The following is a 26,386-nucleotide window of genomic DNA, read 5'->3' as shown; positions in this document are numbered from 1 at the left end:
GTGCAGCCTACGGAGCGCGGCCGCGGCTCACGCAGGCGAGCCGGGGCTCACATGGGCGAGCCCACCTGCGGCTGCTCGGCCGGCTGCGGGGCGCGCGGGCCGGGGACCCTGGCCGTACCGGGCCGCCCGGACACACGGCCGGCCGCGCGGGCCGCCAGCGAACCCAGGCGGCGCAGGAACGGGGTCGGCAGGAACACCGCGTCCGCCGCGATCATCGCCAGCGAGAAGAACGGCAGCCCGAGGACGACCGCGATCGCCGCGTGCTCGACCATCATCATCGCCAGCAGGACGTTCTTCACCCGCCGGTTGAACAGCGTGAACGGGAAGGCGACCTGCGCGGCGACCGTGCCGTACGTCACCAGCATCACCATGATCCCGCTCGCCGCCAGCAGGTCGCCGAGCGCCGGCCAGGGCGAGAAGTAGTCCAGGTGGAGCGGGTAGTAGACGGCGGTGCCGTCCTGCCAGCGCGAGCCCTGGATCTTGTACCAGCCGGCCGTCGCGTAGATCAGACAGGCCTCCGCCATGATCACCAGCAGGGCGCCGTTGTGCAGCATGTTGGTGATCACGTCGAGCAGGATCCGCGGCTGGGGGCTGCGGCGGAACCGGCCGGCCAGCCACCAGGCGGCCTGCGCCGCCCACGCCGCCCACAGCAGCGACGGCACCAGCCACTCCTGCCCGTCGAACCGGCCCAGCGCCGTGGCCGCGACCAGCACCACCCCGGACGCCGCCCACAGCGCGGGCCCCACCCGGTCCACGGCCAGCTCGCCCCGCGCGCGTGCCGCGTCCCGCCGGCGCGCCCGGCGCGCGTCCAGCGACCACACCTGCCCGCAGCGCGTGAAGACCAGGTAGACCGACATCAGGTGCAGGACGTTGTCGCCGCCGTCACCCATGAAGACGCTGCGGTTCTGCAGGGACAGCACCCCCACCATGAACAGCACCGACGCCGTGCGGGTGCGCCAGCCGAGGGCCAGCAGCGCGGCGGCGGCCACGGCGAGGGCGTACACCGTCTCGAACCACATGCGGCTGTCCGACCACATCAGCACGGTGAAGGCGTGGTTCATGCCGAGCAGCTGCTGGGCGAGGTCCCAGCTCCACGGGCCGTCGGGGCCGTACAGCTCCGCGCGGTGCGGGAACTCGCGCAGCAGGAACAGCAGCCAGGTCGTCGCGAAGCCGATGCGGATCACGGCCGACTGGTAGGGCGCGCGGGCCGCCTCGGTGACACGGGCGATGGCGGTGGAGAGGGTCAGGGAGAACCGGTTCACCGCGCACCCCCCGCGGCTGCCGCCCGCGCCTGCGTCGTGTTCCCGGCCGCGGGGACGTCCCACCAGGGCATCGTCCGGTACACCGGCTTCAGCGAGACCCGCTCACGGCTCCACGAGGGCGGCGGCACGGCGGTCGAGCGGGAGCGGACCTGGATCCGCCGGACGTCCCCGCCGGGGCCGGCCGCGCCGTCGCGGTCCAGGCGCAGCAGCACGATCCGGCGCAGATACGTCTCGGACAGCGTGCCGCGCACGCCCACCGGGCGGCCGTCGGCGTTGTGCGTGTTGGTGAAGAAGTCGAAGGCGCGGCGCAGCTCGTTCTGCTGTGTGTGGCTCGGCAGCGGGTTGCCGTCGATGGCGCGGCCGTCCTCGGCGGACAGGTCGTACCAGCCGGTGGTGCGGGTCTCACCGTCCGCCGTGCGCACCTCGGCGCGGACCTCGACGGCGATGTTCTGCTGGAGCGGGTTGGGCGCGAACAGCTTCCAGTTCTGCTCGAACTCCGGGTAGATCCATTCGTCGATCGCCTCGCCGTGCGCCTTGGTGACCGTGTTCGACGGGGCGACGTGCAGGAACACCATGCCTATGTGCACGCACACCGCGACCGCCACGACCGCGAGCGCCACGGCGGCGCCGATCTGGTAGCGCGGGGAGAGCGCGGCGACACCCGTGCGGGGCGGGGACGGGGGCGCCTCGGCCGGTGCGGTGGGCGCCTCTTCCGTCACGGGGGCCGCGTCCGCCGGAGCGGCGCCTCCCGGTCCCGGGCGGGGTGCGGGGTCCGGCCGGGGGACCTCCGCGCCTCCGTCCTGCGTGCCGTGTCCGCCGTACGCGTCCATTCCGCCCCGTTCCCCGATTCCGGTCTCGTCCTGCGCACGGCACGGTACTCAGGCTCGCGCGTCCGGCACACCCCCGGGCCGGTCACGGCGTCGGCGGGCGCCTACAGGACGTGCCCGGGCTGCCCCTCGTCGGTCACCACCGGGCGGCCCGCCGCCTGCCACACCTGCATGCCGCCGTCGACGTTGACCGCGTCGATGCCCTGCTGGACCAGGTACATCGTGACCTGCGCGGACCGGCCGCCGGACCGGCAGATGACGTGGATACGGCCGTCCTGCGGCGCCGCCTCGGTCAGCTCGCCGTACCGGGCCACGAACTCGCTGATCGGGATGTGCAGCGCCCCCTGGGCGTGGCCCGCCTGCCACTCGTCGTCCTCGCGGACGTCCAGCAGGAAGTCGTCGTCCTTGACCTCGTCGACCGCGACCGTGGGCACACCAGCTCCGAAAACCATGCCCCCGACGCTACCGGACGCACCGCCCGCCCCGGGCCGCACACCGCAAGCCCGCACCAGCCGGTCCGACGCCCGTCCTACGCCTGTCCCGCTTCTCCCGACTGCCCCGCCTGTCCCACCAGCTCCGCCAGCTCGGCCTCCCGCGCGGAGACGTCGGCGAGCAGCTTCTCCGCGATCTCCTCCAGCAGGCGGTCGGGGTCCTCCGGGGCGAGCCGCAGCATGGAGCCGATGGCGCTCTCCTCCAGCTCCCGCTGGACGGTGGTGAGCAGCTCCTTGCGCCGGTCCAGCCACTCCAGACGGGCGTACAGCTCCTCGGTCGGAGTCGGCCCGGTCTCCTTCGGCGCCGGCCCCGCCGCCCACTCCTCGGTCAGCTCCCGCAGCTCCGCCTCGTCGCCGCGGGCGTAGGCGGCGTTGACGCGGGTGAGGAACTCCTCGCGCCGCTTGCGCTCGCCCTCCTCCTGCGCGAGGTCGGGGTGGGCCTTGCGGGCCAGGTCCCGGTAGAGCCGCCGGGCCTCCTCGCTGGGCCGGACCCGCTGCGGGGGCCGCACCGGCTGCTCGGTGAGCATCGCCGCGGCCTCCGGGAACAGGCCCTCGCCGTCCATCCAGCCGTGGAACAGCTCCTCGACCTCCGGCATCGGCAGCAGCCGGGCGCGCAGCTCCTCGGCCCGCCGCAGGTCCTCCGGGTCGCCGGTGCGCGCGGCCCGCGCCTCCGCGATCCGGGCGTCCAGCTCCTCCAGCCGGGCGTACATCGGGCCGAGCTTCTGGTGGTGCAGCCGGGAGAAGTTCTCCACCTCGACGCGGAAGGTCTCCACGGCGATCTCGTACTCGATGAGCGCCTGCTCGGCGGCCCGCACGGCCCGCTCCAGCCGCTCCTCGGGCCGCGGCCGCTCACTGTCCGGGGTCGTCATCCGATCAGCGTAAGCCCCGGCCGGACCACCCCGGCAAGCGCCGTCACACCCCCGCCTCCGCCGCGATACGTCCCTCCCGCACCGCCTTCACCAGGTCCGCGTGGTCCGCCTCCGTGCGGTCGGCGCAGGCGACGGCGAAGGCGGCGACGGCCTCGTCCAGTTCGTCGTTCTTGCCGCAGTAGCCGGCGATCAGGCGCGGGTCGGCGCTGTGCGCGTGGGCGCGGGCCAGCAGGGCGCCGGTCATGCGGCCGTAGTCGTCGATCTGGTCGGCGGCCAGCGCGGCCGGGTCGACGCTGCCCTTGCGGTTGCGGAACTGCCGCACCTGGAAGGGGCGCCCGTCGACGGTCGTCCAGCCCAGCAGGGTGTCGCTGACGACCTGCATCGTCTGCTGCCCGAGCACCACCCGCCGGCCCTCGTGGCCGACGGACGGCACGTCGAAGCCGGCGGTGGCCAGGTGCGGCACGAGCGCCGACGGCCGCGCCTCCTTCACCTGGAGCACCAGCGGCTCACCGCGGTGGTCGAGCAGCAGCACCACGTACGACCGGGTGCCGACGCTGCCGGTGCCGACGACGCGGAACGCCACGTCGTGCACCGCGTACCGGGCGAGCAGCGGCAGGCGGTCCTCCGGCAGCGTGCCGACGTACTCCTCCAGCGACCGGGCCACCGCCGCGGCCTCCTCGTCGGGCACCCGGCGCAGCACCGGAGGCGCGTCGACGAAGCGGCGGCCGCCGTCCTCGGTGGGCTCGGTCGACTTCGCCGCGAACCGGCCGCTGGTGTTGGCCCGCGCCTTCTCCGAGACCCGCTCCAGGGTGCCCACCAGGTCGTGCGCGTCGGTGTGGGAGACCAGCTCCTCGTCGGCGATCGCGTTCCACGCGTCCAGCACCGGCAGCCTGGCCAGCAGCCGCATGGTGCGCCGGTAGGCGCCGACCGCGTCGTACGCCGCCGCCCGGCAGGTGTCCTCGTCGGCGCCGGCCTCACGGGCCGCGAGGACGAGGGAGGCGGCGAGCCGCTTGAGGTCCCACTCCCAGGGGCCGGGCACCGTCTCGTCGAAGTCGTTCAGGTCGATGACCAGGCCGCCGCGGGCGTCGCCGTACAGACCGAAGTTGGCGGCGTGGGCGTCGCCGCATATCTGGGCGCGGATCCCGGTGACGGGGGTGCGGGCCAGGTCGTACGCCATCAGCCCCGCCGAGCCGCGCAGGAACGCGAACGGCGTCGCCGCCATCCGGCCCACCCGGATCGGCGTCAGCTCGGGCAGCCGGCCCCGGCCGGACTCCTCGACCGCGCTCACCGCGTCGGGGCGCGAGGTGTCGAGGTCGAGCCCGGCGTGCGCCCGCCGCGGCACCCGGCGCCGCAGCGCCTTGCCCTCCTCCTTGGGCGACGCGCCCGCCCCGGCCGGCCACGCGGCGAAGCCCCGCACCCTGGGCAGCCGCCCGCCCGTCACAGGCCCCGCTTGCACCTCGTCCATCAGGACCGCCTCCCCCGCACTCACCCGCGCACACGTGCCCGCGCACCGGGACGAACATCGACGCGTGCCGACCGTACCGCCGGTGGCCGAAACACGTCAGTCGCTGTGGACAACCCCCCGGTTGGGGACAACCCCGCCGCCCGCGGGCCGGATAGGGTCGACCCGCCCGGAGCCGACCTCACTCAGCAGGGGAACCGCATGCCCGACCACGAGACCTACGACAAGCTGCTCGCCCTCCTCGACGAGCGCGGCGCCGCCTACCGGGTCGTCGAGCACGCCCCGGAGGGCGCCACCGAGGCCGTGAGCCGGCTGCGCGGGCACGACCTGGCGCAGGCGGCCAAGTGCATCGTCGCGATGGTCAAGATCGGCAAGAAGGAGAAGCGGTTCGCCCTGGTCGTCGTCCCCGGCGACAAGCGGGTCGACCTGGCCGCGGTGAAGGCGCTGTACGGCGGCACGTACGCCGCGTTCGCCTCGCAGGAGATCGCCGAGGACCTGGCGGGCTCGGCCAGCGGCACGATCCTGCCGTTCTCCTTCGACGAGCGGCTGGAGCTGATCGTCGACCCGGAGCTGCTGACGCACGAGGAGTTCTTCTTCAACGCGGCCCGCCTCGACCGCTCCCTCGCCCTGAACACCGAGGACTACCGCACGATCGCCGAGCCGCGCGTGGAGCGGATCGCCCTGGCCGACTGAGAAATGCCTCACACCACCGGGGTCTGAACAGCGCTCAGGTGGGGGGCCCGACAACGCGGAAGCCCCCAGGTCCGAGACCTGGGGGCTTCCGGCTGGTGCGCGAGGGGGGAGTTGAACCCCCACGCCCTTGCGGGCACTGGAACCTGAATCCAGCGCGTCTGCCTATTCCGCCACCCGCGCATTGGGTGTGTCTTCCGGGCTTCCCCTGGGGGGCTGGCGCCTTCCGACATGCAGAACATTAGCACGCCGGACGGGGTGGATTCACATCCCTTCCCCCGCCCCCCGCAGGCGGGGGCGGTCCCGACCGTCTCGGCCCCGCCCCGGCCGCGTATCAACCTCGTACCGTTCCCGGCCGTCCCCCCGGGAGCCGGACCAGGTCCACAGTCAGGTGCGGGACACTGGTTTGCGGCCGCCTCTACGATCCTGGGCAGAAGTACGCGCAAGGGGGTACGTGAGAGGGCGTCGACACCCGTCGGCCGGGCCGGGCAGGGGGAACCAGCCGATTCACCGGCGCGTGGATACGATCAGTAAGCAGTACCAGGCAAGGCAGTACCCGCACCGCGGGGAGCAGGACGGCAGGATCGACGGAGGAGGTGCCCCATGGGAGTCCTGAAGAAATTCGAGCAGCGTCTCGAAGGTCTGGTCAACGGCACCTTCGCCAAGGTCTTCAAGTCCGAGGTCCAGCCCGTGGAGATCGCGGGAGCGCTCCAGCGCGAGTGCGACAACAACGCCACCATCTGGAACCGCGACCGCACGGTCGTCCCCAACGACTTCATCGTGGAGCTGAGCGCGCCCGACTACGAGCGGCTCAGCCCCTACTCCGGGCAGCTCGGCGACGAGCTGGCCGGCATGGTGCGCGACTACGCCAAGCAGCAGCGGTACACCTTCATGGGCCCGATCAAGGTCCACCTGGAGAAGGCCGACGACCTCGACACCGGCCTGTACCGCGTGCGCAGCCGTACGCTCGCCTCCTCCACCAACCAGCAGGCGTCGCCCGGCGCCGGACCGGCCGCCGCACCCCCGCGGCCCGGCGGCTACGGCTACCCGCCCGCCGCGGCGCCCGCCGGCGCCCCGCCCATGCCCGCCGCGCCGCCGCCCGGCGCGGGCGGCTACGGCTACCCGCAGCCGGCCGCCCCGCAGCGGCCCCCCGCGGGCCCCCCGCCCGGCCCGATGCCCGGCGGACGCACCCGCTACTGGATCGAGATCAACGGTGCCCGCCACCAGATCTCCCGCCCGACGCTGGTGCTGGGCCGCAGCACCGACGCCGACGTGCGGATCGACGACCCCGGCGTGAGCCGCAGGCACTGCGAGATCCGGACCGGAACGCCCTCGACGATCCAGGATCTCGGCTCCACCAACGGCATCGTGGTGGACGGGCAGCACACCACCCGCGCTACGCTCCGCGACGGCTCGCGGATCGTCGTGGGCAGCACCACCGTTATCTATAGGCAAGCCGAAGGGTGAAGCGGGGGCAATGTCAGAGCTGACCCTCACGGTCATGCGGCTGGGTTTCCTGGCCGTCCTGTGGCTGTTCGTGATCGTGGCCGTGCAGGTCATCCGCAGCGACCTGTTCGGTACGCGTGTCACGCAGCGCTCAGCGCAGCGGGCCGGACGCCGGGACGCCGGACGCCCGCAGCAGCAGACCGCCGCGCGGCAGGCGCCGCCGCCGCAGCGCCAGCAGCCGGCCGGCGGCCGCCAGCGCCGTAACGCGCCGACCAAGCTCGTCGTGACCGAGGGCACCCTCACCGGCACCACCGTCGCGCTGCAGGGCCAGACCATCACGCTGGGCCGGGCGCACGACAGCACGATCGTGCTGGACGACGACTACGCCTCCAGCCGCCATGCCAGGATCTACCCGGACCGCGACGGCCAGTGGATCGTCGAGGACCTCGGTTCCACCAACGGCACGTACCTCGACCGAACGCGGCTGACGACTCCCACGCCGATCCCGCTGGGCGCGCCGATCCGCATCGGCAAGACCGTCATCGAGCTGCGGAAGTAGTGCTACGTCATGAATGAGCGCGAGCGGAGCGAGCACGCGGAGGCGGGCCACACCCAGCACCCCGGCGCGCTCCCGACCGGAGGGTGGGCAGTGTGGCTCGACACGACCGGCTGCATGCGGAGCCGACGGGCGAGGTGGGCATGAGTCTGTCACTGCGCTTCGCCGCCGGATCGCACAAGGGGATGATCCGCGAGGGCAACGAGGACTCCGGTTACGCCGGGCCGCGGCTGCTCGCGATCGCCGACGGCATGGGCGGCCAGGCCGCCGGCGAGGTCGCCTCCTCCGAGGTGATCTCCACCATCGTCGCCCTCGACGACGACGTCCCCGGCTCCGACATCCTCACCGCGCTCGGCACCGCCGTACAGCGGGCCAACGACCAGCTGCGCCAGATGGTCGAGGACGACCCCTCGCTGGAGGGCATGGGCACCACGCTGACGGCGCTGCTGTGGACCGGGCAGCGGCTCGGCCTGGTGCACGTCGGCGACTCGCGCGCCTACCTGCTGCGCGACGGCGTCCTCACCCAGATCACCCAGGACCACACCTGGGTGCAGCGGCTGGTCGACGAGGGCCGCATCACCGAGGAGGAGGCGACCACGCACCCGCAGCGGTCGCTGCTCATGCGGGCCCTCGGCAGCGGCGACCACGTCGAGCCCGACCTGTCGATCCGCGAGGTGCGGGCCGGCGACCGCTATCTGATCTGCTCCGACGGGCTGTCCGGGGTCGTCTCCCACCAGACGATGGAGGACACCCTCGCCAGCTACCAGGGTCCGCAGGAGACCGTGCAGGAGCTGATCCAGCTCGCGTTGCGCGGCGGCGGCCCGGACAACATCACCGTGATCGTCGCCGACGTCCTCGACCTGGACACCGGGGACACCCTCGCCGGGCAGCTGTCCGACACCCCGGTCGTGGTCGGCGCGGTCGCCGAGAACCAGCACCAGCCGCACGACAACGGCATCATGCAGACCCCGGCCGGCCGTGCCTCCGGCCTCGGCCGCCAGGGCGGCGGGGGCGGCGAGTTCGGGCCGCCCGGCTCCGGCGACACCACCGGCTTCATCCCGGCCGGCAGCTTCGGCGCCTACTCCGACGAGGACTTCGAAAAGCCGCGGACCGGCCGCAAGTGGCTGAAGAGATCGCTGTACACCGCCCTCGTGCTCGCCGTCGTCGGCGGCGGGCTCTACGGCGGCTACCGGTGGACCCGGACCCAGTACTACGTCGGCACCAACGACGACCATGTCGCGCTCTACCGCGGCATCAGCCAGGACCTCGCCTGGGTGTCGCTGTCGGAGCTGGAGAAGGACCACCCCGAGATCGAACTCAAGTACCTGCCGCCGTACTGGCAGAAGCAGGTCAAGAACACGATCGCCGAGGGCGACCTCGCCACCGCGCAGCGGAAGATCGACGACCTCGCCGTGCAGGCCTCCGCCTGCCGCAAGCAGGCCGAGCGGCGCACCGCGGAGAACGAGAAGAACGCCCAGACGGGCCAGGGCCAGGCCGGAGGCACCACGGGAACCACTCCCGCCTCCCTCACGTCCAAGGCATCACCGAGCCCGTCGGTGAGCGCGACCCCCAAGACCCCGTCGTCCCCGTCCACCTCACCGTCCCCGACCGCGACGCCCAACCCCGGCCCCACCCTCTCGGAGGAGGAGCAGAAGGTCGTCTCGAACTGCGGTACGCAGTAGGCAAGCCGTGAGAGGCCCCGTCACACGATGAGCAGTACCACCAACTCGCCGACGCACCACACGTCCACGATCGGCTCGATCGGCACGCCGAGCCGGCGCAACACCGAGCTCGCGCTGCTGGTGTTCGCCGTCGCCATCCCGGTCTTCGCCTACGCCAACGTCGGGCTCGCCATCAACGACGAGGTGCCCTCCGGGCTGCTGGCCTACGGCCTCGGCCTCGGTCTGCTGGCCGGCGTCGGCCATCTCGTCGTCCGCAAGTTCGCGCCGTACGCGGACCCGCTGCTGCTGCCGCTGGCCACGCTGCTCAACGGGCTCGGGCTCGTCGTCATCTGGCGCCTCGACCAGTCCAAGCTGCTGCAGTCGATCAAGCAGGCGGGCACTGCGGCGCCCCGGCAGCTGATGTACACCGCGATGGGCATCGCCCTGTTCATCGCCGTGCTGATCTTCCTCAAGGACCACCGGGTCCTGCAGCGCTACACCTACATCTCCATGGTGGGCGCGCTGTTCCTGCTGCTGCTGCCGCTCGTGCCGGGCCTCGGCCAGAACATCTACGGCGCCAAGATCTGGATCTCCGTCGCCGGTTTCTCCATCCAGCCCGGTGAGTTCGCCAAGATCGTCCTGGCGATCTTCTTCGCCGGCTACCTGATGGTGAAGCGGGATGCGCTCGCGCTCGCCAGCCGCCGCTTCATGGGGCTGTACCTGCCGCGCGGCCGTGACCTCGGCCCGATCCTGGTCGTCTGGGCGATCTCGATCCTCATCCTGGTCTTCGAGACCGACCTCGGCACCTCGCTGCTGTTCTTCGGCATGTTCGTGATCATGCTGTACGTCGCCACCGAGCGGACCAGCTGGATCGTCTTCGGTCTGCTGATGTCCGCCGCCGGCGCCGTCGGCGTGGCCTCCTTCGAGCCGCACATCCAGCAGCGCGTGGACGCCTGGCTCGACCCGATGAAGGAGTACACGCTCTCCCGGCAGGGCATCCCCGGCCACTCCGAGCAGGCCATGCAGGCGCTGTGGGCGTTCGGCTCCGGCGGCACCCTGGGCACCGGCCTCGGCCAGGGCCACTCCGACCTGATCCGGTTCGCCGCCAACTCCGACTTCATCCTCGCCACCTTCGGCGAGGAGCTGGGCCTCGCCGGGATCATGGCGATCCTGCTGATCTACGGGCTGATCGTGGAGCGCGGCGTGCGCACCGCCCTCGCCGCCCGCGACCCCTTCGGCAAGCTGCTGGCCATCGGCCTGTCGGGCGCCTTCGCGCTGCAGGTGTTCGTCGTCGCCGGCGGTGTGATGGGCCTCATCCCGCTCACCGGTATGACGATGCCCTTCCTGGCGTACGGCGGTTCCTCCGTCATCGCCAACTGGGCCCTGGTCGGCATCCTGATCCGGATCAGCGACACCGCGCGCCGCCCGGCCCCCGCCCCCGCCACCAACCCCGACGCCGAGATGACCCAGGTGGTCCGCCCGTCATGAACAAGCCCCTGCGCCGGATCGCGATCTTCTGCGGCCTGCTGGTCCTGACCCTGCTCCTGCGGGACAACTGGCTGCAGTACGTCAAGTCCGACTCCCTGGCGACGGACGACAACAACCGCCGTGTCACGATCGCCCGCTACTCCACCCCGCGCGGCGACATCGTCGTCGACGGCGACCCGGTCACCGGGTCCGCCAAGACCAGCAAGTCCGGCCTGAACGACCTGGAGTTCAAGCGCACCTACAAGGACGGCGCGATGTGGGCGCCGGTCACCGGGTACGCCTCGCAGGCCTTCGGCGCCAACCAGCTGGAGAACCTGGAAGACGGCATCCTCACCGGCAACGACGACCGGCTGTTCTTCCGCAACACCCTCGACATGGTCACCGGCAAGCAGAAGCAGGGCGGCAACGTCGTCACCACCCTGAACGCCGACGCCCAGAAGGCCGCGTACAACGGCCTGAAGGCCCGGGGCGCCAAGGGCGCTGTCGTCGCCCTTGAGCCGTCGACCGGCAAGATCCTGGCGCTGGCCTCCTACCCGTCGTACGACCCGTCGGTGTTCGCCGGGAACTCCAACGACGACGCCGAGGCCTGGAAGAAGCTGCAGAAGAAGTACAACCCCGACGACCCGATGCTGAACCGGGCGCTGCGCGAGACCTACCCGCCGGGCTCGACGTTCAAGGTGGTCACGGCCGCCGCGGCGCTGGAGAACAACCTCTACCCGGACGCGGACACCGCGACGGACTCGCCGCTGCCGTGGACCCTGCCGACCACCACGACCGAGCTGAAGAACGAGGGCAACATCCCCTGCAAGAACGCCACCATGCGGGAGGCGCTGCGAGTGTCCTGCAACACGGTCTTCGGCAAGATCGGCTCGGACCTCGGCAAGGACAAGATGATCGCCGAGGCGGAGAAGTTCGGCTTCAACGCCGAGCAGTTCACGCCGGTGCGCTCCAGCGCCTCCGTCTTCCCCGAGAAGATGGACCGCCCGCAGACCGCCCTCAGCTCCATCGGCCAGTTCGAGACCGCCGCGACGCCGCTGCAGATGGCCATGGTCGCCTCCGCGGTCGCCAACGACGGCAAGCTGATGAAGCCGTACATGGTCGACAAGCTCCAGTCGTCGAACCTCGACACCGTCGCGCAGACCGAGCCGCAGGAGCTGAGCCAGCCGCTGTCCTCGAAGAACGCGCAGATCCTGCAGTCGATGATGGAGACGGTCGTCAAGGAGGGCACGGGCACCAGGGCCCAGATCGACGGCGTCACGGTGGGCGGCAAGACCGGTACCGCCCAGCACGGTGTCGACAACAGCGAGAACCCCTACGCCTGGTTCATCTCCTACGCCAAGGTGGCCGACGGCAGCTCGCCGGTGGCCGTGGCGGTCGTGATCGAGGACGAGAACGCCAACCGCGGTGACATCTCCGGTGGCGGTCTCGCGGCCCCGATCGCGAAGAAGGTGATGCAGGCGGTGATCAACGCCAAGAAGTGAGACCGCTCACGTCACCTCCACATCGATGCACGTTGCGATACCGGTCCTGTATCGGGTGACGGGCTTGGCCAGGTCACACAAACGGAGCCGGGTACGGTATGCCCGGACGGCAGCCTCCGGCCGCACACACGTGTCGGCCGGGACCGACGGAGAGGGCTGGTAGGAAGCTATGGAAGAGCCGCGTCGCCTCGGCGGCCGGTACGAGCTGGGCCAGGTGCTCGGCCGTGGTGGCATGGCGGAGGTCTACCTCGCGCATGACACCCGCCTCGGGCGCCAGGTGGCGGTGAAGACCCTGCGTGCGGACCTCGCGCGCGACCCGTCCTTCCAGGCCCGGTTCCGCCGGGAGGCCCAGTCGGCCGCCTCGCTCAACCATCCCGCGATCGTCGCGGTCTACGACACGGGCGAGGACTACATCGACGGGGTCTCGATCCCGTACATCGTCATGGAGTACGTCGACGGCTCCACGCTGCGCGAGCTGCTGCACAGCGGCCGCAAGCTGCTGCCCGAGCGCGCGATGGAGATGACCATCGGCATCCTCCAGGGCCTGGAGTACGCGCACCGCAACGGCATCGTCCACCGCGACATCAAGCCGGCCAACGTCATGCTGACGCGCACCGGCCAGGTCAAGGTGATGGACTTCGGCATCGCCCGCGCCATGGGCGACGCCGGCATGACCATGACCCAGACGGCCGCGGTCATCGGCACCGCCCAGTACCTCTCCCCGGAGCAGGCCAAGGGCGAGCAGGTGGACGCGCGGTCCGACCTGTACTCCACGGGCTGTCTGCTGTACGAGCTGCTGACGGTGCGCCCGCCGTTCGTCGGCGACTCGCCGGTGGCGGTCGCCTACCAGCACGTGCGCGAGGAGCCTCAGGCGCCTTCGGTCTTCGACCCGGAGATCACGCCCGAGATGGACGCGATCGTGCTGAAGGCCCTCGTCAAGGACCCCAACTACCGCTACCAGTCGGCCGACGAGATGCGCGCCGACATCGAGGCGTGCCTCGACGGGCAGCCGGTCGGCGCGGCCGCGGCGATGGGCTCGGTCGGCTACGGCGGCTACCCCGACGACCAGCCGACGACCGCCCTGCGCGCGGAGCCGGGCGCGGCCGCCGGGGCGACGACGATGCTGCCGCCGATGAACCCCGACGACGGGGGCTACGGCTACGACGACCGCCCCGACCGGCGCCGCCAGAAGAAGTCCAACGCCTCCACGATCCTGCTGGTCGTGGCGGCGGTCCTGGTCCTCGTCGGCGCGGTGCTGATCGGCAAGTGGATCACCAGCGGCGGGGGTGCGGGCAACGACACCGTGCCGGTGCCGAATTTCGTGGGCCTGACCGTGGACGACGCACGGAAGCAGGCGGTCAACTCCGACCTGAAGGTGACGATCAAGAAGGAGCCCTGCGAGAACCAGCCCCTGAACAACGTCTGCAAGCAGGACCCCGCCTTCAAGACGGAGGTCAAGAAGGGCGACACGGTCACCCTCACGGTGTCGACGGGCGCTCCCAAGCTGCCCGTGCCGGACGTCCAGGGGCTGTCCTTCGAGAAGGCCAAGGCCCGGCTGGAGGAGAAGGGCTTCGAGGTCGAGAAGAAGTCCGAGGAGTCCGACCAGACGCCCGGTGTCGTCATCGACCAGGACCCCAAGGGCGACACCGAGCTGGAGAAGGGCTCGAAGATCACCCTGACGGTGGCGGTGGCCCCGGCCACCACGACCGTGCCGGACGTCTCCAACGGCCTGTCCTGTGACGACGCCAAGGCCCGCATGGTCGCCAACGATCTCGTCGGCACCTGCGTCGAGACCCAGGTCACCAGTCAGGACCAGGACGGCAAGGTCATCGGCACCGACCCGTCCCCGGGCACGGAGGTCAAGAAGGGCTCCGAGGTCCAGATCAAGGTCGGCAAGTTCCAGCAGCAGCAGACGCCCGTCCCGACGGTCCGCAACCAGCCGCTGAAGGACGCCCGGAAGGCCCTCCAGGACGCCGGCTTCAACAACATCAACGTGCTCGGCAGCCAGGACGACAAGGCGATCGTGATCAACCAGGACCCGCAGGGCGGCACGCCGGCCGACCCGGCGAGCCAGACGGTCACGCTGACCACCGTCGACTTCGGCGGGGGCGGCGGCAACAACAACGGCGACAACGGCGGCGGCCTCTTCGGCTGACCGGCGCCCCGCGCACACGACCGAGCCCCGGCATCCAGTCCAAGGATGCCGGGGCTCCGTCGTGCTCGGCTCAGCGCAGTTCCGCCGGCTCGGTGCGCTCGCTGTCGACCTGGTCGACGCGGACCAGTTCGCCCCAGACCACGTACCGGTAGCGGCTCGTGAAGACCGGGGTGCAGGTCGTCAGGGTGATGTAGTGGCCCGGCTTCTTCTTGCCGGACTCCTTCGGGACCTGGGCGAGGACGTCCACGTTGTACTTCGAGGTCTCGGGAAGGACGGCGTAGACCTTGTAGACGTACCACTTGTCCTTCGTCTCGAAGACGATCGGGTCGCCCTTCTTCAGCTTGTCGATGTTGTGGAACTTCGCGCCGTGGCCGTCGCGGTGCGCGGCGAGGGAGAAGTTGCCCTCCTTGCCCGAGGTGGGCAGGACGGCCTTGACCGGGTCGGTGTAGTAGCCGGCCACGCCGTCGTTGAGGACCTTGGTGGAGGTGCCCTTCTCGACCAGGACCTCGCCGTTTTTCATGGCGGGCACGTGCAGGAAGCCGATGCCGTCCTTGGTGTCCAGGGCGCCCGGCCCGCCCGTGCCGCCGTCGCCCTGCGCCCAGTGGTCGCGGACCTTGTCGGCCTGCCGGTTTGCCGCCCGGTCGGCGATGACGTTCGTCCACCACAGGGAGTAGACGACGAACAGGCCGAGCACCAGGCCCGCCGTGATGAGGAGTTCACCGAGGACGCTGACGGTCATCGCGATCCGGCCGGTGCCGCGGCGGCGCCGGGGGGAGGGGGGAGGGGACGTGTCGGTGTCCTCTGCGGTCGCTGCCACTGTTATCTGCCCTTAACTGACGAGCGCATCCGGCTTGCCCTTGCTGCGCGGCCGTTCCTCGACCATCTTGCCCCAGACGATCAGCCGGTACTTGCTGGTGAACTCCGGCGTGCAGGTGGTGAGGGTGATGTAGCGGCCGGGGGCGGTGAAGCCGGAGCCCCTGGGGACGGGGTCGAGGACGGAGACGTTGCTCGGCGAGGTCACCGGCAGCGTCGACGTCGTCTTGTAGACGTAGTAGGTGTCCTGGGTCTCGACGACGACCTCGTCGCCGGGCTGGAGCCGGTTGATGTAGCGGAACGGCTCGCCGTGGGTGTTGCGGTGGCCCGCCAGGCCGAAGTTCCCGGTCTTGTCGCCGGGCATCGCGGTCTTCAGCGGATCCTGGCCGTAGTGGCCGACCATGCCCTTGTCCAGGACCTTCTTGTTGCTGACGCCCTCGGCGATGGGCACCACCACGTCGAGCTTGGGGATGTACAGGATGGCGAAGCCCTGCCCGGGCGCGAACACCCCCGGGTTGCGCCGGCCGTCCGCCCACTCCTGCTGGAGGTCGCTGGCCTCCTTGCCGGCCTGCGCGTGGGCCCGCACGTTCGTCCACCACAGCTGGTAGGTGACGAACAGCAGCATCAGCACGCCGGTCGTGATGAACAGCTCGCCGATGGCCCGGCTGACGACGACCCCCGCGCCGGGTTTGCGCGCCCGGGCCTGCCGGCGGGCCTCGACCCGGGAGAGGGGGGCCGGTGGCTTCTCCTCCGCCGGCGGGTCGGCCTGGGCGGGGCCGCCGTGACGGCCGCGGCGGCGCTTGGCGGCCTTTCTGCGGGCCGCACGGCCGCCGGGGGTGACTCCGGTGGCCGCTGAGGCGGATGGGGCGTCAGAGGCGGCTATGGAGCCGCTGCCGGGGGGCGGCGGCACCCGCAGCGCCATCGTCTCGTCGTCGGCGGGGGGCACATACGGGTCGTACGTCCCGTCGCCGTGCTCTTCGTCCGGGTACGTCCCGTCCCCGTACGCCTCGTCGCCGTACGTCCCGTCCTGCGCCCCGTACGACGTCGTGCCGTAGGGCTCGTACGGCGTCGGGCCGTACGAGTCCTCGCGCTCGGGGCGCAGCGCGGTCACGCCGTGGCCCTGCCCACCACCGGGGCGAGCCCCGCAGACCTCGCCACGGCACCCTCGTCGCCGCACTCGGCCAGCCAGTTGGCCAGCATCCGGTGCCCGTGCTCGGTGAGCACCGACTCGGGGTGGAACTGCACGCCCTCCACGGGGAGTTCGCGGTGGCGCAGGCCCATGATGATGCCGTCGCGGGTGCGGGCGGTGACCTCCAGCTCGGCGGGCACGGTCGGCGGCTCGGCGGCCAGGGAGTGGTAGCGGGTCGCGGTGAAGGGCGAGGGCAGTCCGGCGAAGACGCCCCGGCCCTCGTGCTCGACCAGCGAGGTCTTGCCGTGCAGCAGCTCCGGCGCGCGGTCCACCACACCGCCGTACGCCACCTGCATCGACTGCATGCCCAGGCAGACGCCGAAGACGGGGACGCCGGTGGCGGCGCAGTGGCGGACCATGTCGATGCAGACGCCCGCCTCCTCCGGCTTGCCGGGGCCGGGCGAGAGCAGGACGCCGTCGAAGCCGTCGTTGGCATGGGCCGTCGACACCTCGTCGTTGCGCAGGACCTCGCACTCGGCCCCGAGCTGGTAGAGGTACTGGACCAGGTTGAAGACGAAGCTGTCGTAGTTGTCGACGACGAGGATGCGCGCGCTCACGAGTTGTCCACCGTCACATCGTTGAAGGGAAGCAGCGGTTCGGCCCACGGGAAGACGTACTGGAACAGGACGTAGACCACGGCCAGGACCAGCACGATCGAGGTCAGCGCCTTGATCCAGGCGTTTCCCGGCAGATGCCGCCAGATCCAGCCGTACATGCCGTCCCTTCCGTAGCCCACGGCACCACACTCACGCCGTACCGCCACCAGACTAACGGCGCGGCGCCTTCCGTTGGCCTGTGTCCACAGGGTGGGTGGGGTGTCACCGCACGGGCTGGGCGTAGTGCAGGTCCAGGGTGCCGGTGTAGCCGGGCAGGGTCACGGTGCCGTCCTCGGTGACCTTCCAGCCGAGGCCGTACACGTTCACGTACACCATGTAGTTCTGGATCGCCGGGGAGTCCGCGAGCGCCTGCTGGAGCCGGTCCGGGTCACCGACCGCCTGGATCTTGTACGGCGGCGAGTAGACGCGGCCCTGGAGGATCAGGGTGTTGCCGACGCAGCGCACGGCGCTGGTGGAGATCAGCCGCTGGTCCATGACCTTGATGCCCTTGGCGCCGCCCTGCCACAGCGCGTTCACCACGGCCTGCAGGTCCTGCTGGTGGATGACCAGGTAGTCGGGTTGCGGCTCGGGGTAGCCGGGCAGCTTGGCGGTGGCGTTCGGCGGGGCGTCGTTCAGGGTGACCGTGATCGCCTCGCCGGTGAGCTTCCGGGCGCCGGCGCTCTTCTCCAGGGCGGTGAGCCGGTCGTCGTCGGCCTTGGTGCTGCCGTTGTCGCGTCCGGCGAGGGCCTCGACGTCGTCGCGGAGCACGGCGTTGGAGTCGTCCAGTTCCTTGTTCTTGCGGCTGCGCTCCTGGATGAGGTCGGAAAGCTTCAACAAGGACGTATCCGTACGGATATTGGTGCCCTTGGCCGTTTGGAAACTGGTGAAGAAAAGGAGGCCCGCGAGAGCGAAGACGGCCACCGTGAGCACGCGGACGGGACGGAAGCCGCCCCGGTGGGCGGCACTGGATCCCGGCTGGGGGGAGTCGGCAGAATTGCTCAACGTACCCTTATCTCCTTCGGCGCCACGGAAGCACTACGCTAACGGACGCCCGGGGGAGTGCTCAGTGTCCCCCGACCCCGTTCCCTGCGCGGCCACGCAGCGCATCGACAGGAGAGACCCTCGTGCCGAAGTCACGTATCCGCAAGAAGGCCGACTACACGCCGCCGCCGGCCAAGCAGGCGGCCGCGATCAAGCTGGAGAACCGCGGCTGGGTCGCCCCGGTCATGCTGGCGATGTTCCTGATCGGTCTGGCCTGGATCGTCGTCTTCTACGTCACCGACGGCTCTCTGCCCATCGACAGCCTGAACAACTGGAACATCGTGGTCGGCTTCGGCTTCATCGCCGCCGGATTCGGTGTCTCCACGCAGTGGAAGTAGCCCTGCCCAGGGGTATGCGCTGAGTTATCCACAGATCCCGTCCACACCATGGGGATAAAAGAACGACGATCTGTGGATAACCTCTCGGCGGTTGACGCCGGTGTGACGGAAGTACCGATCGGGCGCCCCACTCGAAAGCTTGTTCGCCCCCTGCCTGACCTGCGGAAACGCGGCTCGTCGGCAGGGGGCACACCTGTTCCCGCACGCTGTGCACAAGATTCGCCACGGCCTGTGGACAACGGGCCGCTCAGGTGAGCTGGGCCGTCCTCAACAGGGTGACCAGAACGACCGCGGCGAGCACCAGCGCACAGGTGCCGTACTGCACCAGCGCGCGCCGATCACGCGGGGCGTGCACCATCGCGTAGCCCACGACCACGCCGGCGACCAGGCCACCGATGTGGGCCTGCCAGGCGATGATCGACCACCCGAAGGTGAAGATCAGGTTGATCACCAGCAGCGCGATGATCGGCCGCATGTCGTAGTTCAGGCGGCGCATGAGGACGGCCGTCGCGCCGAAGAGGCCGAAGATGGCGCCGGAGGCGCCGAGGGTGGCCGAGCTGGGCGAGGCCAGCAGATAGGTGAGCGCGCTGCCTGCCAGGCCCGAGGTGAAGTACAGCGCGAGATAGCGGGCACGGCCGAGCGCCGCCTCCAGCGGGCCGCCCAGCCACCACAGGCCGAGCATGTTGAAGGCGAAGTGCCAGACGGCCTCGTGGGCGAACATGCTCGTCACCATCCGCCACCACTCCCCGCCGGCCACCCCCTCGGTGGGGTGGAACGGGGCAGGCGGCCAGGCGCCGATGAGCACCACGTCGTTCAGCACCGTCTTGCTGACCTGCACGGCGATGAAGACGGCGAGGTTGATCCCGATGAGGACCTTGGTGACCAGGCGGGGATCCGCGCTCACCGAGCCCCCCGCGATCGTGCGCGGCCGCGCCGCCGCCGGGGACGGGCCGCCGCCCGAGGTGCCGCGCACGCAGTCCGGGCACTGGAAGCCGACCGAGGCGTTCACCATGCACTCCGGGCAGATCGGGCGGTCGCAGCGCGTGCAGCGGATGCCCGTCTCGCGGTCCGGGTGGCGGTAGCAGGTAGGCGGCGTCCGCGCCTCCGGCCGGCTGCCGCCGGGAGCCTGCTCCATGAGATCCCCCCAGGTCGTCGGTGGTCACGGGGCGCCGTCCGGCAAGAGGAGGCACCCCACCGTCCTTACGGACGAGCGGGGCAAATGGTTCCCCGGCGGACCGGGTCAGCCCTCGCGGGTCTCCACGGCCACCGACTCGATCACCACGTCCTCCACCGGACGGTGGGTGCGTGGGTTGGTCGGGACGGAGACGATGGCGTCCACGACCTTCCGCCCGGCCGCGTCCGCGACCTCGCCGAAGATGGTGTGCTTGCGGTTCAGCCAGGCGGTGGGAGCGACGGTGATGAAGAACTGCGAGCCGTTGGTCCCCGGCCCGGCGTTGGCCATGGCCAGCAGGTACGGCCGGTCGAAGCGCAGGTCGGGGTGGAACTCGTCCTTGAACTGGTAGCCGGGATCGCCGGTGCCGTTGCCCAGCGGATCGCCGCCCTGGATCATGAAGCCGCTCATCACCCGGTGGAAGACCGTGCCGTCGTACAGCGGAGCCGTCGTCTTCGCGCCGGTCGCGGGGTGGGTCCACTCCCGCTCCCCCTGCGCCAGCTCGACGAAGTTCCGGACCGTGGCGGGCGCGTGGTGCGGGAAGAGCCGGATCCGGATGTCGCCGTGGTTGGTCCTCAGAGTGGCGTAGAGCTGCTCGGCCACGATGTGCCTTCCGTTGTCCTCCTGTGATCCCCCGATCCTCGCACGCCGTCGTGCGGTCGGCGGAAAGCGCGGACGAGTCGGCCCGGGACGGGGGCGCGCGGGGCCGATCCGTGGCATTGTCGACGACAAGCACCTTGATGACCCGTCTGCACCCGTATGCCCCTCCCCGCATGCCCCGCGGCTCCGGTGCAGGCATGATCCGCAAAAGGGTGGAAAGTCGAATTACCGTACGCCACCGAGGAGGAGGAACCCGTGACCCGCATCGACAGCGTGCGCGCCGCGACCGGTTCGGCGAAGGACAGCGTGCTGCACGCCGCGGAAGTGGTGGCGCCCTACGCCGACACGGCCAAGGAGAGGGCCGCGCACTACGCGCACGAGGCACGCGTACGGCTTGCGCCCAAGGTGACGCTGGCCGCCGAACAGGCCCGCGTCCAGTACGGCGCCCATCTCGCGCCCCGGCTGGAGCAGGCCCGCACCCATGTGCCGCCGAAGGTGGAGCTCGCCGCACAGGAGGCGGCCCTGCGCACCCGCAAGGCCGCACGGCAGGCCGCCGACTACTCCCGGCCGATGATCGAGCAGGCGGTGGCCGCCGCCGGACCCGTCCGTGACGAGGCCGCCACACGTGCCGCCGCCGCTCTGGTCGCCCTGCGCGGCCAGGTGACCGCCGAGGACATCCAGAAGCTGGTCCGCAAGCACGAACGGCGGGCCAGGACCGGCCGCGCCGTGCGGATGCTGGCCGTGCTGGGTCTGGTCGCGGGCGGGGCGTTCGCCGCATGGAAGTGGTGGGACAAGCAGGCCAACCCGGACTGGCTCGTCGAGCCGCCGGAGGCCACGGAAGTGCCTGAGTCGGGCCGTCTGACCTCGGTCGACGGCAGCGCCGAGGCCGTACTGGACCCGGAGGTCCAGGCCAAGGAGGCCGCCGAGGAGGCGGCCAAGCGCGACGACCAGGCCTGACACCGCACCGCCGCTCTGGTGGCCGGGGGCGCAGGCTCCCGGCCACTAGACTGCGCGCATGACTGAGCCCGCCATCATCACGAATGCCTCTGACCCCGCGGTGCAGAGAATCATCGACGTCACGAAGCATTCGCGGGCCAGCATCAAGACGACGCTGATCGAGGACACCGAGCCGCTGATGGAGTGCATCAGGGCCGGTGTGCAGTTCATCGAGGTGTACGGCTCCAGCGGTACGCCGCTCGACCCCGCCCTGCTCGACCTGTGCCGGCAGCGGGAGATCCCGGTCCGGCTGATCGACGTGTCGATCGTGAACCAGTTGTTCAAGGCCGAGCGCAAGGCGAAGGTCTTCGGCATCGCGCGCGTGCCGCGGCCGGCCCGGCTGGCGGACATCGCCGAGCGCGGCGGCGACGTCGTCGTCCTCGACGGTGTGAAGATCGTCGGCAACATCGGCGCCATCGTGCGGACCTCGCTGGCGCTCGGCGCCGCGGGCATCGTCCTGGTCGACAGCGACCTCGCCACCATCGCCGACCGGCGGCTGCTGCGGGCGAGCCGCGGCTACGTCTTCTCCCTGCCCGTCGTCCTCGCCGACCGCGAGGAGGCCGTCTCCTTCCTGCGGGACAACGACATCGCGCTGATGGTGCTGGACGCCGACGGCGACCTCGGGGTGAAGGACCTCGGGGACCGCGCCGACCGCATGGCGCTGGTCTTCGGCAGCGAGAAGGGCGGCCCGTCGGGCCTGTTCCAGGAGGCGTCGGCGGGCACGGTGTCCATCCCGATGCTCAGCTCCACGGAGTCCCTGAACGTGTCGGTGTCCGTCGGCATCGCCCTGCACGAGCGCTCGGCCCGCAACTTCGCCGTCCGGCGCGCCGCCGCACAGGCCTGAGGACACCCCCCGGGGTCCCCCGGGGTTCACACCAGCCGTCCCTCCGCCTCGGCCCTGAGGCCTGCCAGCGTCGTCTGGATGCCGGCGCGCAGCAGGGCCAGCCGGCCGGTGACGATCTGCTCCTCCCGCTCCGGGTGCAGCTCGACCACGTCGTGCAGCGGTCCGCGGGCGGAGCCGATGCGCATCCCGTGCCGCACGAGCGTGCCGGAGCCGTCCGCGAGGGGTTCCAGGGTGTACGTCCACACCGCGAGCGGCTCGCCGTGCCGGCGGTCGTTGTAGTGGACGACCTCCCACTCAAAGACGTGCGGCCGTGACATCCGGGTGATCCGGCTGACCGTGCGCCACTCGCCCAGTCCGCTGTTGCGGTTGCGGCCGGCGAAGCACGCGCCGACCGCCGGCCCGTCGGCCCCGTCCAGCCACTCCACCTCCTGCAGTTCGGGGCTGTGCCGGGCCGAGGTGGCGATGTCCGAGACCAGCTCCCACACGCGCTGCGGGTCGGCGGCGATCTCCGCCGCGCACTCCACGCCGGGGCTGTCGGCAAGACGCATTTCTTTTCTTCCTCCATCGTCGGTGTTGCTCTCGTGCCGGGTCAGATCACGACCGCCGTCGCGATCACTCCCCCGGCGACCCGCCAGCGGCCGGAGACCGTGGCGAACGGGCCCGCCCGGGTCAGCGTGGCCGTGACGATGCCGTGCATGCCGTCGGTGCCGTACCTGCCGTCCGCGCTGTGCGGGCCGTCCGCCGTGAATCTCACGTCCGCTTCCAGGAAGCCCAGCTCGCAGCGGGCCGCCGGGTACCACGCCTTGAAGACGGCCTCCTTCACGCAGAACAGCAGGCGGCCCCAGTGCACCCCCGGCCGGGTGCGCGCGAGCAGCGCCAGGTGGGCCCGCTCGGCGGGGCTCGCGACCATCTCCAGGACGTCGGCGTCCAGCGGGGCGTGCGGCTCGGCGTCGATGCCCACCCCGGCCAGGCCGGGTCCGGGGCGGGCGACCACCGCCGCCCGGTAGCCGGCGCAGTGCGTCAGGGAGCCGACGACCCCGTCCGGCCAGCGGGGCTCGCCGCGCGGTCCGGGCAGCAGGGGCACCGGTGCGTGCCCGAGGGTGCGCAGCGCGCGCTGGGCGCACACCCGTACCCCCGCGAAGTCCCGTCGCCGTTTCTCCCCCGCACCCGCCATCAGCCGCGCCTCGGCCGGGAGGAGCTGCCCGAACCAGTCCTCGTCGTGCCCGTCCCCGAAGGCCTCCGCGGCCACCGCCCGCGCGGGCAGCAGGGAGGCCATCAGCGCGGTGGCGGGGGACGGGCGGGGCAGGACGTCGGTGTGCTGTCGGGCCGTCATCGCCGGTCAGTCGATTCCGCGCTCGATGTGCGGCTCGTCGCCGCGTTCCTCCTCCCCGGCGAGCAGCGCGCGCGGGGGTCCCGGCTGCTCGGGGGGTGTGCGGTGCGGGCCGGCCGGTGCCGGGCGCCCGTGGTGCGTACCGTCCATGTCCGTCTCCCTCCCTCTCCCCGCGCGGCTAGCGGCGCCAGCTGACCGGCGGGCGGTAGGGAGCGTTGCGCTCCGGGCGGTCCCACAGGGGGACGGCCGGGGCGGTCGGCCCGGCGGCGGGGGCGGGGGCGGTCGTACGGGAGAGCAGGACGACGGTGAGGGCGGCGAGTTCGTCGTCGGAGGCATGGCCGCGTTCCACGCGGACCAGAGGGGTCGCGGAAGTCACCGGGATCAACTCCGTTCAGGGGGAGGCAGGTTCACTGGGGCGGGTTGCCGTGCTTGCGGGAGGGCAGGTCGGCGTGCTTGGTCCGCAGCATGTGCAGGGAGCGGATCAGCACCTGCCGGGTCTCGGCGGGGTCGATCACGTCGTCGACCAGGCCCCGCTCGGCGGCGTAATAGGGGTGCATCAGCTCGGCCTTGTACTCCTTGACCATCCGTGCCCGCATCGCCTCCGGGTCGTCGGCGCCGGCGATCTGGCGGCGGAAGATGACGTTCGCGGCGCCCTCCGCGCCCATGACGGCGATCTCGTTCGTCGGCCAGGCGTACGACAGGTCGGCGCCGACCGAGCGGGAGTCCATGACGATGTAGGCACCGCCGTACGCCTTGCGCAGGATCAGCTGGATGCGCGGGACCGTGGCGTTGCAGTAGGCGTAGAGCAGCTTCGCGCCGTGCCGGATGATGCCGCCGTGCTCCTGGTCGACGCCCGGCAGGAAGCCGGGGACGTCGAGGAGCGTCACGATCGGGATGTTGAAGGCATCGCACATCTGCACGAAACGCGCGGCCTTCTCCGACGCGTTGATGTCCAGCACGCCGGCCAGCGACTGCGGCTGGTTGGCGACGATGCCGACGACCTGCCCGTCGAGCCGGGCCAGGGCGACGAGGACGTTGGTGGCCCAGCGCTCGTGCACCTCCAGGTAGTCCCCGTCGTCGACGAGCGACTCGATCACCCGGCGCATGTCGTACGGCCGGTTGCCGTCGGCCGGGACCAGGTCGAGCAGTTCCTCGCAGCGGCGGTCGGCCGGGTCGCCGGATGGTGCGGCCGGGGGACGCTCGCGGTTGTTCTGCGGGAGGAGGGAGAGCAGGTAGCGCACCTCGGCGAGGCAGGTCTCCTCGTCGTCGTACGCGAAGTGGCACACGCCGGAGGTCTCCGCGTGGACGTCGGCGCCGCCGAGGCCGTTCTGGCTGATCTCCTCGCCGGTCACCGCCTTCACCACGTCGGGGCCGGTGATGAACATCTGCGAGGTGTCCCGGACCATGAACACGAAGTCGGTCAGCGCCGGGCTGTAGGCGGCGCCGCCCGCGCACGGGCCGAGCATCACGCTGATCTGCGGGATCACTCCGGACGCCCGGGTGTTGCGGGTGAAGATGCCGCCGTAGCCGGCGAGGGCGGTGACGCCCTCCTGGATGCGGGCGCCCGCGCCGTCGTTCAGCGACACCAGCGGCGCCCCGGCCGCGATGGCCATGTCCATGATCTTGTGGATCTTCTCGGCGTGCGCCTCGCCGAGGGCGCCGCCGAAGATGCGGAAGTCGTGCGCGTAGACGAAGACCGTACGGCCCTCGACCGTGCCCCAGCCGGTGACCACACCGTCGGTGTGGGGGCGCCGGCGCTCCAGGCCGAAGCCCTGCGCGCGGTGCCGGCGCAGCGGCTCAACCTCGTGGAACGACCCCTCGTCCAGGAGCAGTGCGATGCGCTCCCGCACGGTCAGCTTGCCCTTGTCGCGCTGCCGCCGGGTGGCGGCGGCGTCCGGGCCCTCGGTGATCTCGCGTTTGAGGCTGGTCAGCTCCTCGACGGCGCTGCGCATGCGGTGCTCCCCGTTCCTGTCCGTCCCTGCCCGTTCCCGTCCGGCGTGTTCATCGCGCGCCCGCCAGGGGACGCTCGGCGGCCTCGGCCACCGCCCGGTCGATGTCCTCCGGCAGCCCCAGCGCCACGGCCCGCGCCTCGGGCCGGGCCCGGCCCAGCAGCCGGGTGAGCGGTCCGGCCGGGGCCAGTTCGAGGTGCAGGGCGTCCGGCGCCAGGCGGGCGATCGTCTCCGTACACAGGTCCCAGCGGACCGGCGAGGTGATCTGCGTGATCAGCCGGCGCCGCAGGTCCTCCGGGCCGGTCAGCAGGGCGCCGTCGCCGTTGGCGACCATCGCGGAGGCGGACCGCGCGATCCGCACCCCGGCGATGGCGCGGGCGAACGTCTCCACCGCGGGCGCCATCGCCTCGGTGTGGAAGGCGCCCGCGACGTTGAGCGGCGCGACCCGGGTGCCGGGCGGCGGCTCCTCGGCGAGCGCCTCGACGCGGTCCGCCGGGCCGGCCGCGACGAACTGGTGGCTGCCGTTGAAGTTGGCCACCGTCAGCCCGGCCGCGGCGACCGCGGCGACGATCTCCTCGTCGGAGGCGCCCGCCCGCCGGCCCGGCATCACCGCGGCCATGCCGGTCGGGGCGAGCGCGCACGCCGCGGACATCGCCGCGCCGCGCACCCGGGCGAGGGCCACCGCGTCCCGCGGGCTGAGGTAGCCGGCACCGGCCGCCGCGGCCAGCTCACCGACCGAGTGGCCCGCGAACAGCACCTCGTCGGCGGCGAGCGGCAGCCGCTCGCGCAGCAGCCGGTGCGCGAGCAGCGAGGCGGCGACGATCAGCGGCTGGGCGACGGCCGTGTCCGCGAGCAGCGCGGCATCCCGGCCGGCCTCGACCAGGTCCAGGCCGGCGGCCCGCGACCAGTCGTCGACGAGGGCCCGGGCCCCGGGGACGGCGTCCAGCCAGGGGTCGAGCATCCCCGGCCGCTGGACGCCCTGGCCGGGGGCGGTCACGACAAAGTGGTGCACCACGGAATCCTCCGTTTCGTTCCGTCACGTGTGGGGGGCGCGCGTGTAAGAGGGGCGCACGTTGGGGCGCGCGCGTAAGAGGAGCGCGCCTGGGGGCGTGCGCGAGGGGGCACGCGGAA

General features: G+C 71.7%; 27 protein-coding genes, 1 tRNA gene and 1 pseudogene. 10 read left to right on the top strand and 19 right to left on the bottom strand.

The genetic code is table 11. From position 1 onward, the window contains the following. Positions 1-47: 47 nt before the first annotated feature. The 5 genes from IE308_RS24385 to IE308_RS24365 form a co-directional block, all read right to left on the bottom strand. The gene (locus IE308_RS24385) at positions 48-1,262 is read right to left on the bottom strand and encodes an HTTM domain-containing protein (protein WP_190219558.1); all 1,215 of its coding nucleotides are present in this window, start codon (positions 1,260-1,262) and stop codon (positions 48-50) included. Then, positions 1,259-2,092 (bottom strand): DUF5819 family protein, encoded by an 834-nt coding sequence (locus IE308_RS24380; protein WP_229909028.1) that lies wholly within the window; start codon positions 2,090-2,092, stop codon positions 1,259-1,261. Before IE308_RS24380 ends, IE308_RS24385 begins: the two co-directional genes overlap by 4 nt. A 101-nt stretch (positions 2,093-2,193) precedes the next feature. Then, positions 2,194-2,523 (bottom strand): rhodanese-like domain-containing protein, encoded by a 330-nt coding sequence (locus tag IE308_RS24375; protein ID WP_110629254.1) that lies wholly within the window; start codon positions 2,521-2,523, stop codon positions 2,194-2,196. Between the two features lie 95 nt (positions 2,524-2,618). Then, complete coding sequence (locus tag IE308_RS24370) at positions 2,619-3,449, bottom strand: hypothetical protein (RefSeq protein ID WP_190219557.1); 831 nt, start codon at positions 3,447-3,449, stop codon at positions 2,619-2,621. 43 nt (positions 3,450-3,492) lie between these two features. Then, a complete protein-coding gene (locus IE308_RS24365) occupies positions 3,493-4,914 on the bottom strand; it encodes a DUF2252 domain-containing protein (protein WP_190219556.1) in 1,422 nt (473 codons plus the stop codon). Between the two features lie 198 nt (positions 4,915-5,112). On the opposite strand from IE308_RS24365, the gene IE308_RS24360 reads away from it, so the two are divergent. Beyond that, a complete protein-coding gene (locus IE308_RS24360) occupies positions 5,113-5,604 on the top strand; it encodes a YbaK/EbsC family protein (RefSeq protein WP_110629251.1) in 492 nt (163 codons plus the stop codon). Between the two features lie 93 nt (positions 5,605-5,697). Here the strand turns inward: IE308_RS24360 and IE308_RS24355 are convergent. Continuing rightward, positions 5,698-5,784: transfer RNA gene (locus IE308_RS24355), tRNA-Leu, on the bottom strand. 420 nt (positions 5,785-6,204) lie between these two features. Here IE308_RS24355 and IE308_RS24350 point away from each other — a divergent pair. From IE308_RS24350 to pknB, 6 genes are all read left to right on the top strand, one after another. Continuing rightward, positions 6,205-7,068: an FHA domain-containing protein gene (locus tag IE308_RS24350; protein ID WP_110629250.1), complete on the top strand. Its 864-nt coding sequence runs from the start codon at positions 6,205-6,207 to the stop codon at positions 7,066-7,068. A gap of 10 nt (positions 7,069-7,078) precedes the next feature. Continuing rightward, entirely contained in the window at positions 7,079-7,606 is a 528-nt protein-coding gene (locus tag IE308_RS24345) for an FHA domain-containing protein FhaB/FipA (protein WP_110629249.1), read from the top strand. A gap of 140 nt (positions 7,607-7,746) precedes the next feature. Then, positions 7,747-9,285 carry a Stp1/IreP family PP2C-type Ser/Thr phosphatase gene (locus IE308_RS24340; protein WP_190219555.1) on the top strand — a complete coding sequence of 513 codons (1,539 nt, stop codon included), beginning with the start codon at positions 7,747-7,749 and terminating at the stop codon, positions 9,283-9,285. Positions 9,286-9,312: 27 nt separating this feature from the next. After that, complete coding sequence (locus tag IE308_RS24335) at positions 9,313-10,752, top strand: FtsW/RodA/SpoVE family cell cycle protein (protein WP_110629247.1); 1,440 nt, start codon at positions 9,313-9,315, stop codon at positions 10,750-10,752. Next, the gene (locus tag IE308_RS24330; RefSeq protein ID WP_110629246.1) at positions 10,749-12,233 is read left to right on the top strand and encodes a peptidoglycan D,D-transpeptidase FtsI family protein; all 1,485 of its coding nucleotides are present in this window, start codon (positions 10,749-10,751) and stop codon (positions 12,231-12,233) included. Before IE308_RS24335 ends, IE308_RS24330 begins: the two co-directional genes overlap by 4 nt. A gap of 169 nt (positions 12,234-12,402) precedes the next feature. Beyond that, the gene (gene pknB, locus IE308_RS24325; RefSeq protein ID WP_190219554.1) at positions 12,403-14,388 is read left to right on the top strand and encodes a Stk1 family PASTA domain-containing Ser/Thr kinase; all 1,986 of its coding nucleotides are present in this window, start codon (positions 12,403-12,405) and stop codon (positions 14,386-14,388) included. 70 nt (positions 14,389-14,458) lie between these two features. Here pknB and IE308_RS24320 read toward each other — a convergent pair whose 3' ends face one another. The 5 genes and pseudogenes from IE308_RS24320 to IE308_RS24300 all read right to left on the bottom strand — a co-directional run bounded on the left by IE308_RS24320 (position 14,459) and on the right by IE308_RS24300 (position 17,988). After that, complete coding sequence (locus IE308_RS24320; RefSeq protein WP_229909027.1) at positions 14,459-15,205, bottom strand: class E sortase; 747 nt, start codon at positions 15,203-15,205, stop codon at positions 14,459-14,461. Positions 15,206-15,217: 12 nt separating this feature from the next. Further along, the gene (locus IE308_RS24315; RefSeq protein ID WP_190219553.1) at positions 15,218-16,312 is read right to left on the bottom strand and encodes a class E sortase; all 1,095 of its coding nucleotides are present in this window, start codon (positions 16,310-16,312) and stop codon (positions 15,218-15,220) included. Continuing rightward, positions 16,309-16,947 (bottom strand): aminodeoxychorismate/anthranilate synthase component II, encoded by a 639-nt coding sequence (locus IE308_RS24310; protein ID WP_110629242.1) that lies wholly within the window; start codon positions 16,945-16,947, stop codon positions 16,309-16,311. The genes IE308_RS24315 and IE308_RS24310 overlap by 4 nt, the downstream gene beginning before the upstream one ends. After that, a pseudogene (locus tag IE308_RS24305) lies at positions 16,944-17,140 on the bottom strand (hypothetical protein). Before IE308_RS24305 ends, IE308_RS24310 begins: the two are co-directional and overlap by 4 nt. Positions 17,141-17,208: 68 nt before the next feature. Further along, positions 17,209-17,988 (bottom strand): DUF881 domain-containing protein, encoded by a 780-nt coding sequence (locus IE308_RS24300; RefSeq protein ID WP_110629240.1) that lies wholly within the window; start codon positions 17,986-17,988, stop codon positions 17,209-17,211. Positions 17,989-18,110: 122 nt separating this feature from the next. Here IE308_RS24300 and crgA point away from each other — a divergent pair, with 122 nt between their 5' ends. Then, positions 18,111-18,365, top strand: a complete 255-nt coding sequence (gene crgA, locus IE308_RS24295; RefSeq protein WP_110629239.1) for a cell division protein CrgA — start codon at positions 18,111-18,113, stop codon at positions 18,363-18,365. Positions 18,366-18,612: 247 nt separating this feature from the next. On the opposite strand, the gene IE308_RS24290 is transcribed toward crgA, so the two are convergent. Together IE308_RS24290 and IE308_RS24285 are read right to left on the bottom strand one after the other, a co-directional pair. Beyond that, on the bottom strand, positions 18,613-19,500 hold the full coding sequence (locus tag IE308_RS24290; protein WP_190219552.1) for a rhomboid family intramembrane serine protease: 888 nt from the start codon (positions 19,498-19,500) through the stop codon (positions 18,613-18,615). 105 nt (positions 19,501-19,605) lie between these two features. Further along, entirely contained in the window at positions 19,606-20,139 is a 534-nt protein-coding gene (locus IE308_RS24285; protein ID WP_190219551.1) for a peptidylprolyl isomerase, read from the bottom strand. Positions 20,140-20,391: 252 nt separating this feature from the next. Here IE308_RS24285 and IE308_RS24280 point away from each other — a divergent pair, with 252 nt between their 5' ends. Next, entirely contained in the window at positions 20,392-21,093 is a 702-nt protein-coding gene (locus IE308_RS24280) for a DUF5324 family protein (RefSeq protein WP_110629236.1), read from the top strand. Positions 21,094-21,151: 58 nt separating this feature from the next. After that, positions 21,152-21,976: an NshR family nosiheptide/thiostrepton resistance 23S rRNA methyltransferase gene (locus IE308_RS24275; protein ID WP_190219550.1), complete on the top strand. Its 825-nt coding sequence runs from the start codon at positions 21,152-21,154 to the stop codon at positions 21,974-21,976. Positions 21,977-22,002: 26 nt separating this feature from the next. On the opposite strand, the gene IE308_RS24270 is transcribed toward IE308_RS24275, so the two are convergent. The 6 genes from IE308_RS24270 to IE308_RS24245 are packed head-to-tail and all read right to left on the bottom strand — an operon-like array spanning position 22,003 to position 26,270. Next, the gene (locus tag IE308_RS24270; RefSeq protein ID WP_110629235.1) at positions 22,003-22,524 is read right to left on the bottom strand and encodes an SRPBCC family protein; all 522 of its coding nucleotides are present in this window, start codon (positions 22,522-22,524) and stop codon (positions 22,003-22,005) included. 41 nt (positions 22,525-22,565) lie between these two features. Then, positions 22,566-23,309 carry a 4'-phosphopantetheinyl transferase family protein gene (locus tag IE308_RS24265; protein WP_229909026.1) on the bottom strand — a complete coding sequence of 248 codons (744 nt, stop codon included), beginning with the start codon at positions 23,307-23,309 and terminating at the stop codon, positions 22,566-22,568. A 6-nt stretch (positions 23,310-23,315) separates the two neighbouring features. After that, positions 23,316-23,456 (bottom strand): hypothetical protein, encoded by a 141-nt coding sequence (locus IE308_RS24260; protein WP_190219549.1) that lies wholly within the window; start codon positions 23,454-23,456, stop codon positions 23,316-23,318. Between the two features lie 28 nt (positions 23,457-23,484). Further along, on the bottom strand, positions 23,485-23,682 hold the full coding sequence (locus IE308_RS24255; RefSeq protein ID WP_229909025.1) for an acyl-CoA carboxylase subunit epsilon: 198 nt from the start codon (positions 23,680-23,682) through the stop codon (positions 23,485-23,487). Between the two features lie 31 nt (positions 23,683-23,713). Continuing rightward, the gene (locus IE308_RS24250; protein ID WP_110629234.1) at positions 23,714-25,258 is read right to left on the bottom strand and encodes an acyl-CoA carboxylase subunit beta; all 1,545 of its coding nucleotides are present in this window, start codon (positions 25,256-25,258) and stop codon (positions 23,714-23,716) included. Between the two features lie 49 nt (positions 25,259-25,307). Beyond that, complete coding sequence (locus IE308_RS24245) at positions 25,308-26,270, bottom strand: ACP S-malonyltransferase (RefSeq protein WP_229909024.1); 963 nt, start codon at positions 26,268-26,270, stop codon at positions 25,308-25,310. Positions 26,271-26,386 lie beyond the last annotated feature (116 nt).

Source organism: Streptomyces griseosporeus (genome assembly GCF_014656055.1).
Taxonomy (GTDB): domain Bacteria; phylum Actinomycetota; class Actinomycetes; order Streptomycetales; family Streptomycetaceae; genus Streptomyces; species Streptomyces griseosporeus.
This window is presented reverse-complemented; position numbering and strand designations above follow the sequence as displayed.

Excerpts from the sequence above, each read along its gene's own strand:
- IE308_RS24345 (WP_110629249.1), top strand. The coding sequence starts at position 7,079 with ATGTCAGAGCTGACCCTCACGGTCATGCGGCTGGGTTTCCTGGCCGTC.
- IE308_RS24270 (WP_110629235.1), bottom strand. The coding sequence starts at position 22,524 with ATGCGTCTTGCCGACAGCCCCGGCGTGGAGTGCGCGGCGGAGATCGCC.
- pknB (WP_190219554.1), top strand. The coding sequence starts at position 12,403 with ATGGAAGAGCCGCGTCGCCTCGGCGGCCGGTACGAGCTGGGCCAGGTG.
- IE308_RS24250 (WP_110629234.1), bottom strand. The coding sequence starts at position 25,258 with ATGCGCAGCGCCGTCGAGGAGCTGACCAGCCTCAAACGCGAGATCACC.
- IE308_RS24290 (WP_190219552.1), bottom strand. The coding sequence starts at position 19,500 with ATGGAGCAGGCTCCCGGCGGCAGCCGGCCGGAGGCGCGGACGCCGCCT.
- IE308_RS24265 (WP_229909026.1), bottom strand. The coding sequence starts at position 23,309 with ATGACGGCCCGACAGCACACCGACGTCCTGCCCCGCCCGTCCCCCGCC.
- IE308_RS24260 (WP_190219549.1), bottom strand. The coding sequence starts at position 23,456 with ATGGACGGTACGCACCACGGGCGCCCGGCACCGGCCGGCCCGCACCGC.
- IE308_RS24370 (WP_190219557.1), bottom strand. The coding sequence starts at position 3,449 with ATGACGACCCCGGACAGTGAGCGGCCGCGGCCCGAGGAGCGGCTGGAG.
- IE308_RS24365 (WP_190219556.1), bottom strand. The coding sequence starts at position 4,914 with ATGGACGAGGTGCAAGCGGGGCCTGTGACGGGCGGGCGGCTGCCCAGG.
- IE308_RS24340 (WP_190219555.1), top strand. The coding sequence starts at position 7,747 with ATGAGTCTGTCACTGCGCTTCGCCGCCGGATCGCACAAGGGGATGATC.
- IE308_RS24380 (WP_229909028.1), bottom strand. The coding sequence starts at position 2,092 with ATGGACGCGTACGGCGGACACGGCACGCAGGACGGAGGCGCGGAGGTC.
- IE308_RS24335 (WP_110629247.1), top strand. The coding sequence starts at position 9,313 with ATGAGCAGTACCACCAACTCGCCGACGCACCACACGTCCACGATCGGC.
- IE308_RS24360 (WP_110629251.1), top strand. The coding sequence starts at position 5,113 with ATGCCCGACCACGAGACCTACGACAAGCTGCTCGCCCTCCTCGACGAG.
- IE308_RS24275 (WP_190219550.1), top strand. The coding sequence starts at position 21,152 with ATGACTGAGCCCGCCATCATCACGAATGCCTCTGACCCCGCGGTGCAG.
- IE308_RS24350 (WP_110629250.1), top strand. The coding sequence starts at position 6,205 with ATGGGAGTCCTGAAGAAATTCGAGCAGCGTCTCGAAGGTCTGGTCAAC.
- IE308_RS24330 (WP_110629246.1), top strand. The coding sequence starts at position 10,749 with ATGAACAAGCCCCTGCGCCGGATCGCGATCTTCTGCGGCCTGCTGGTC.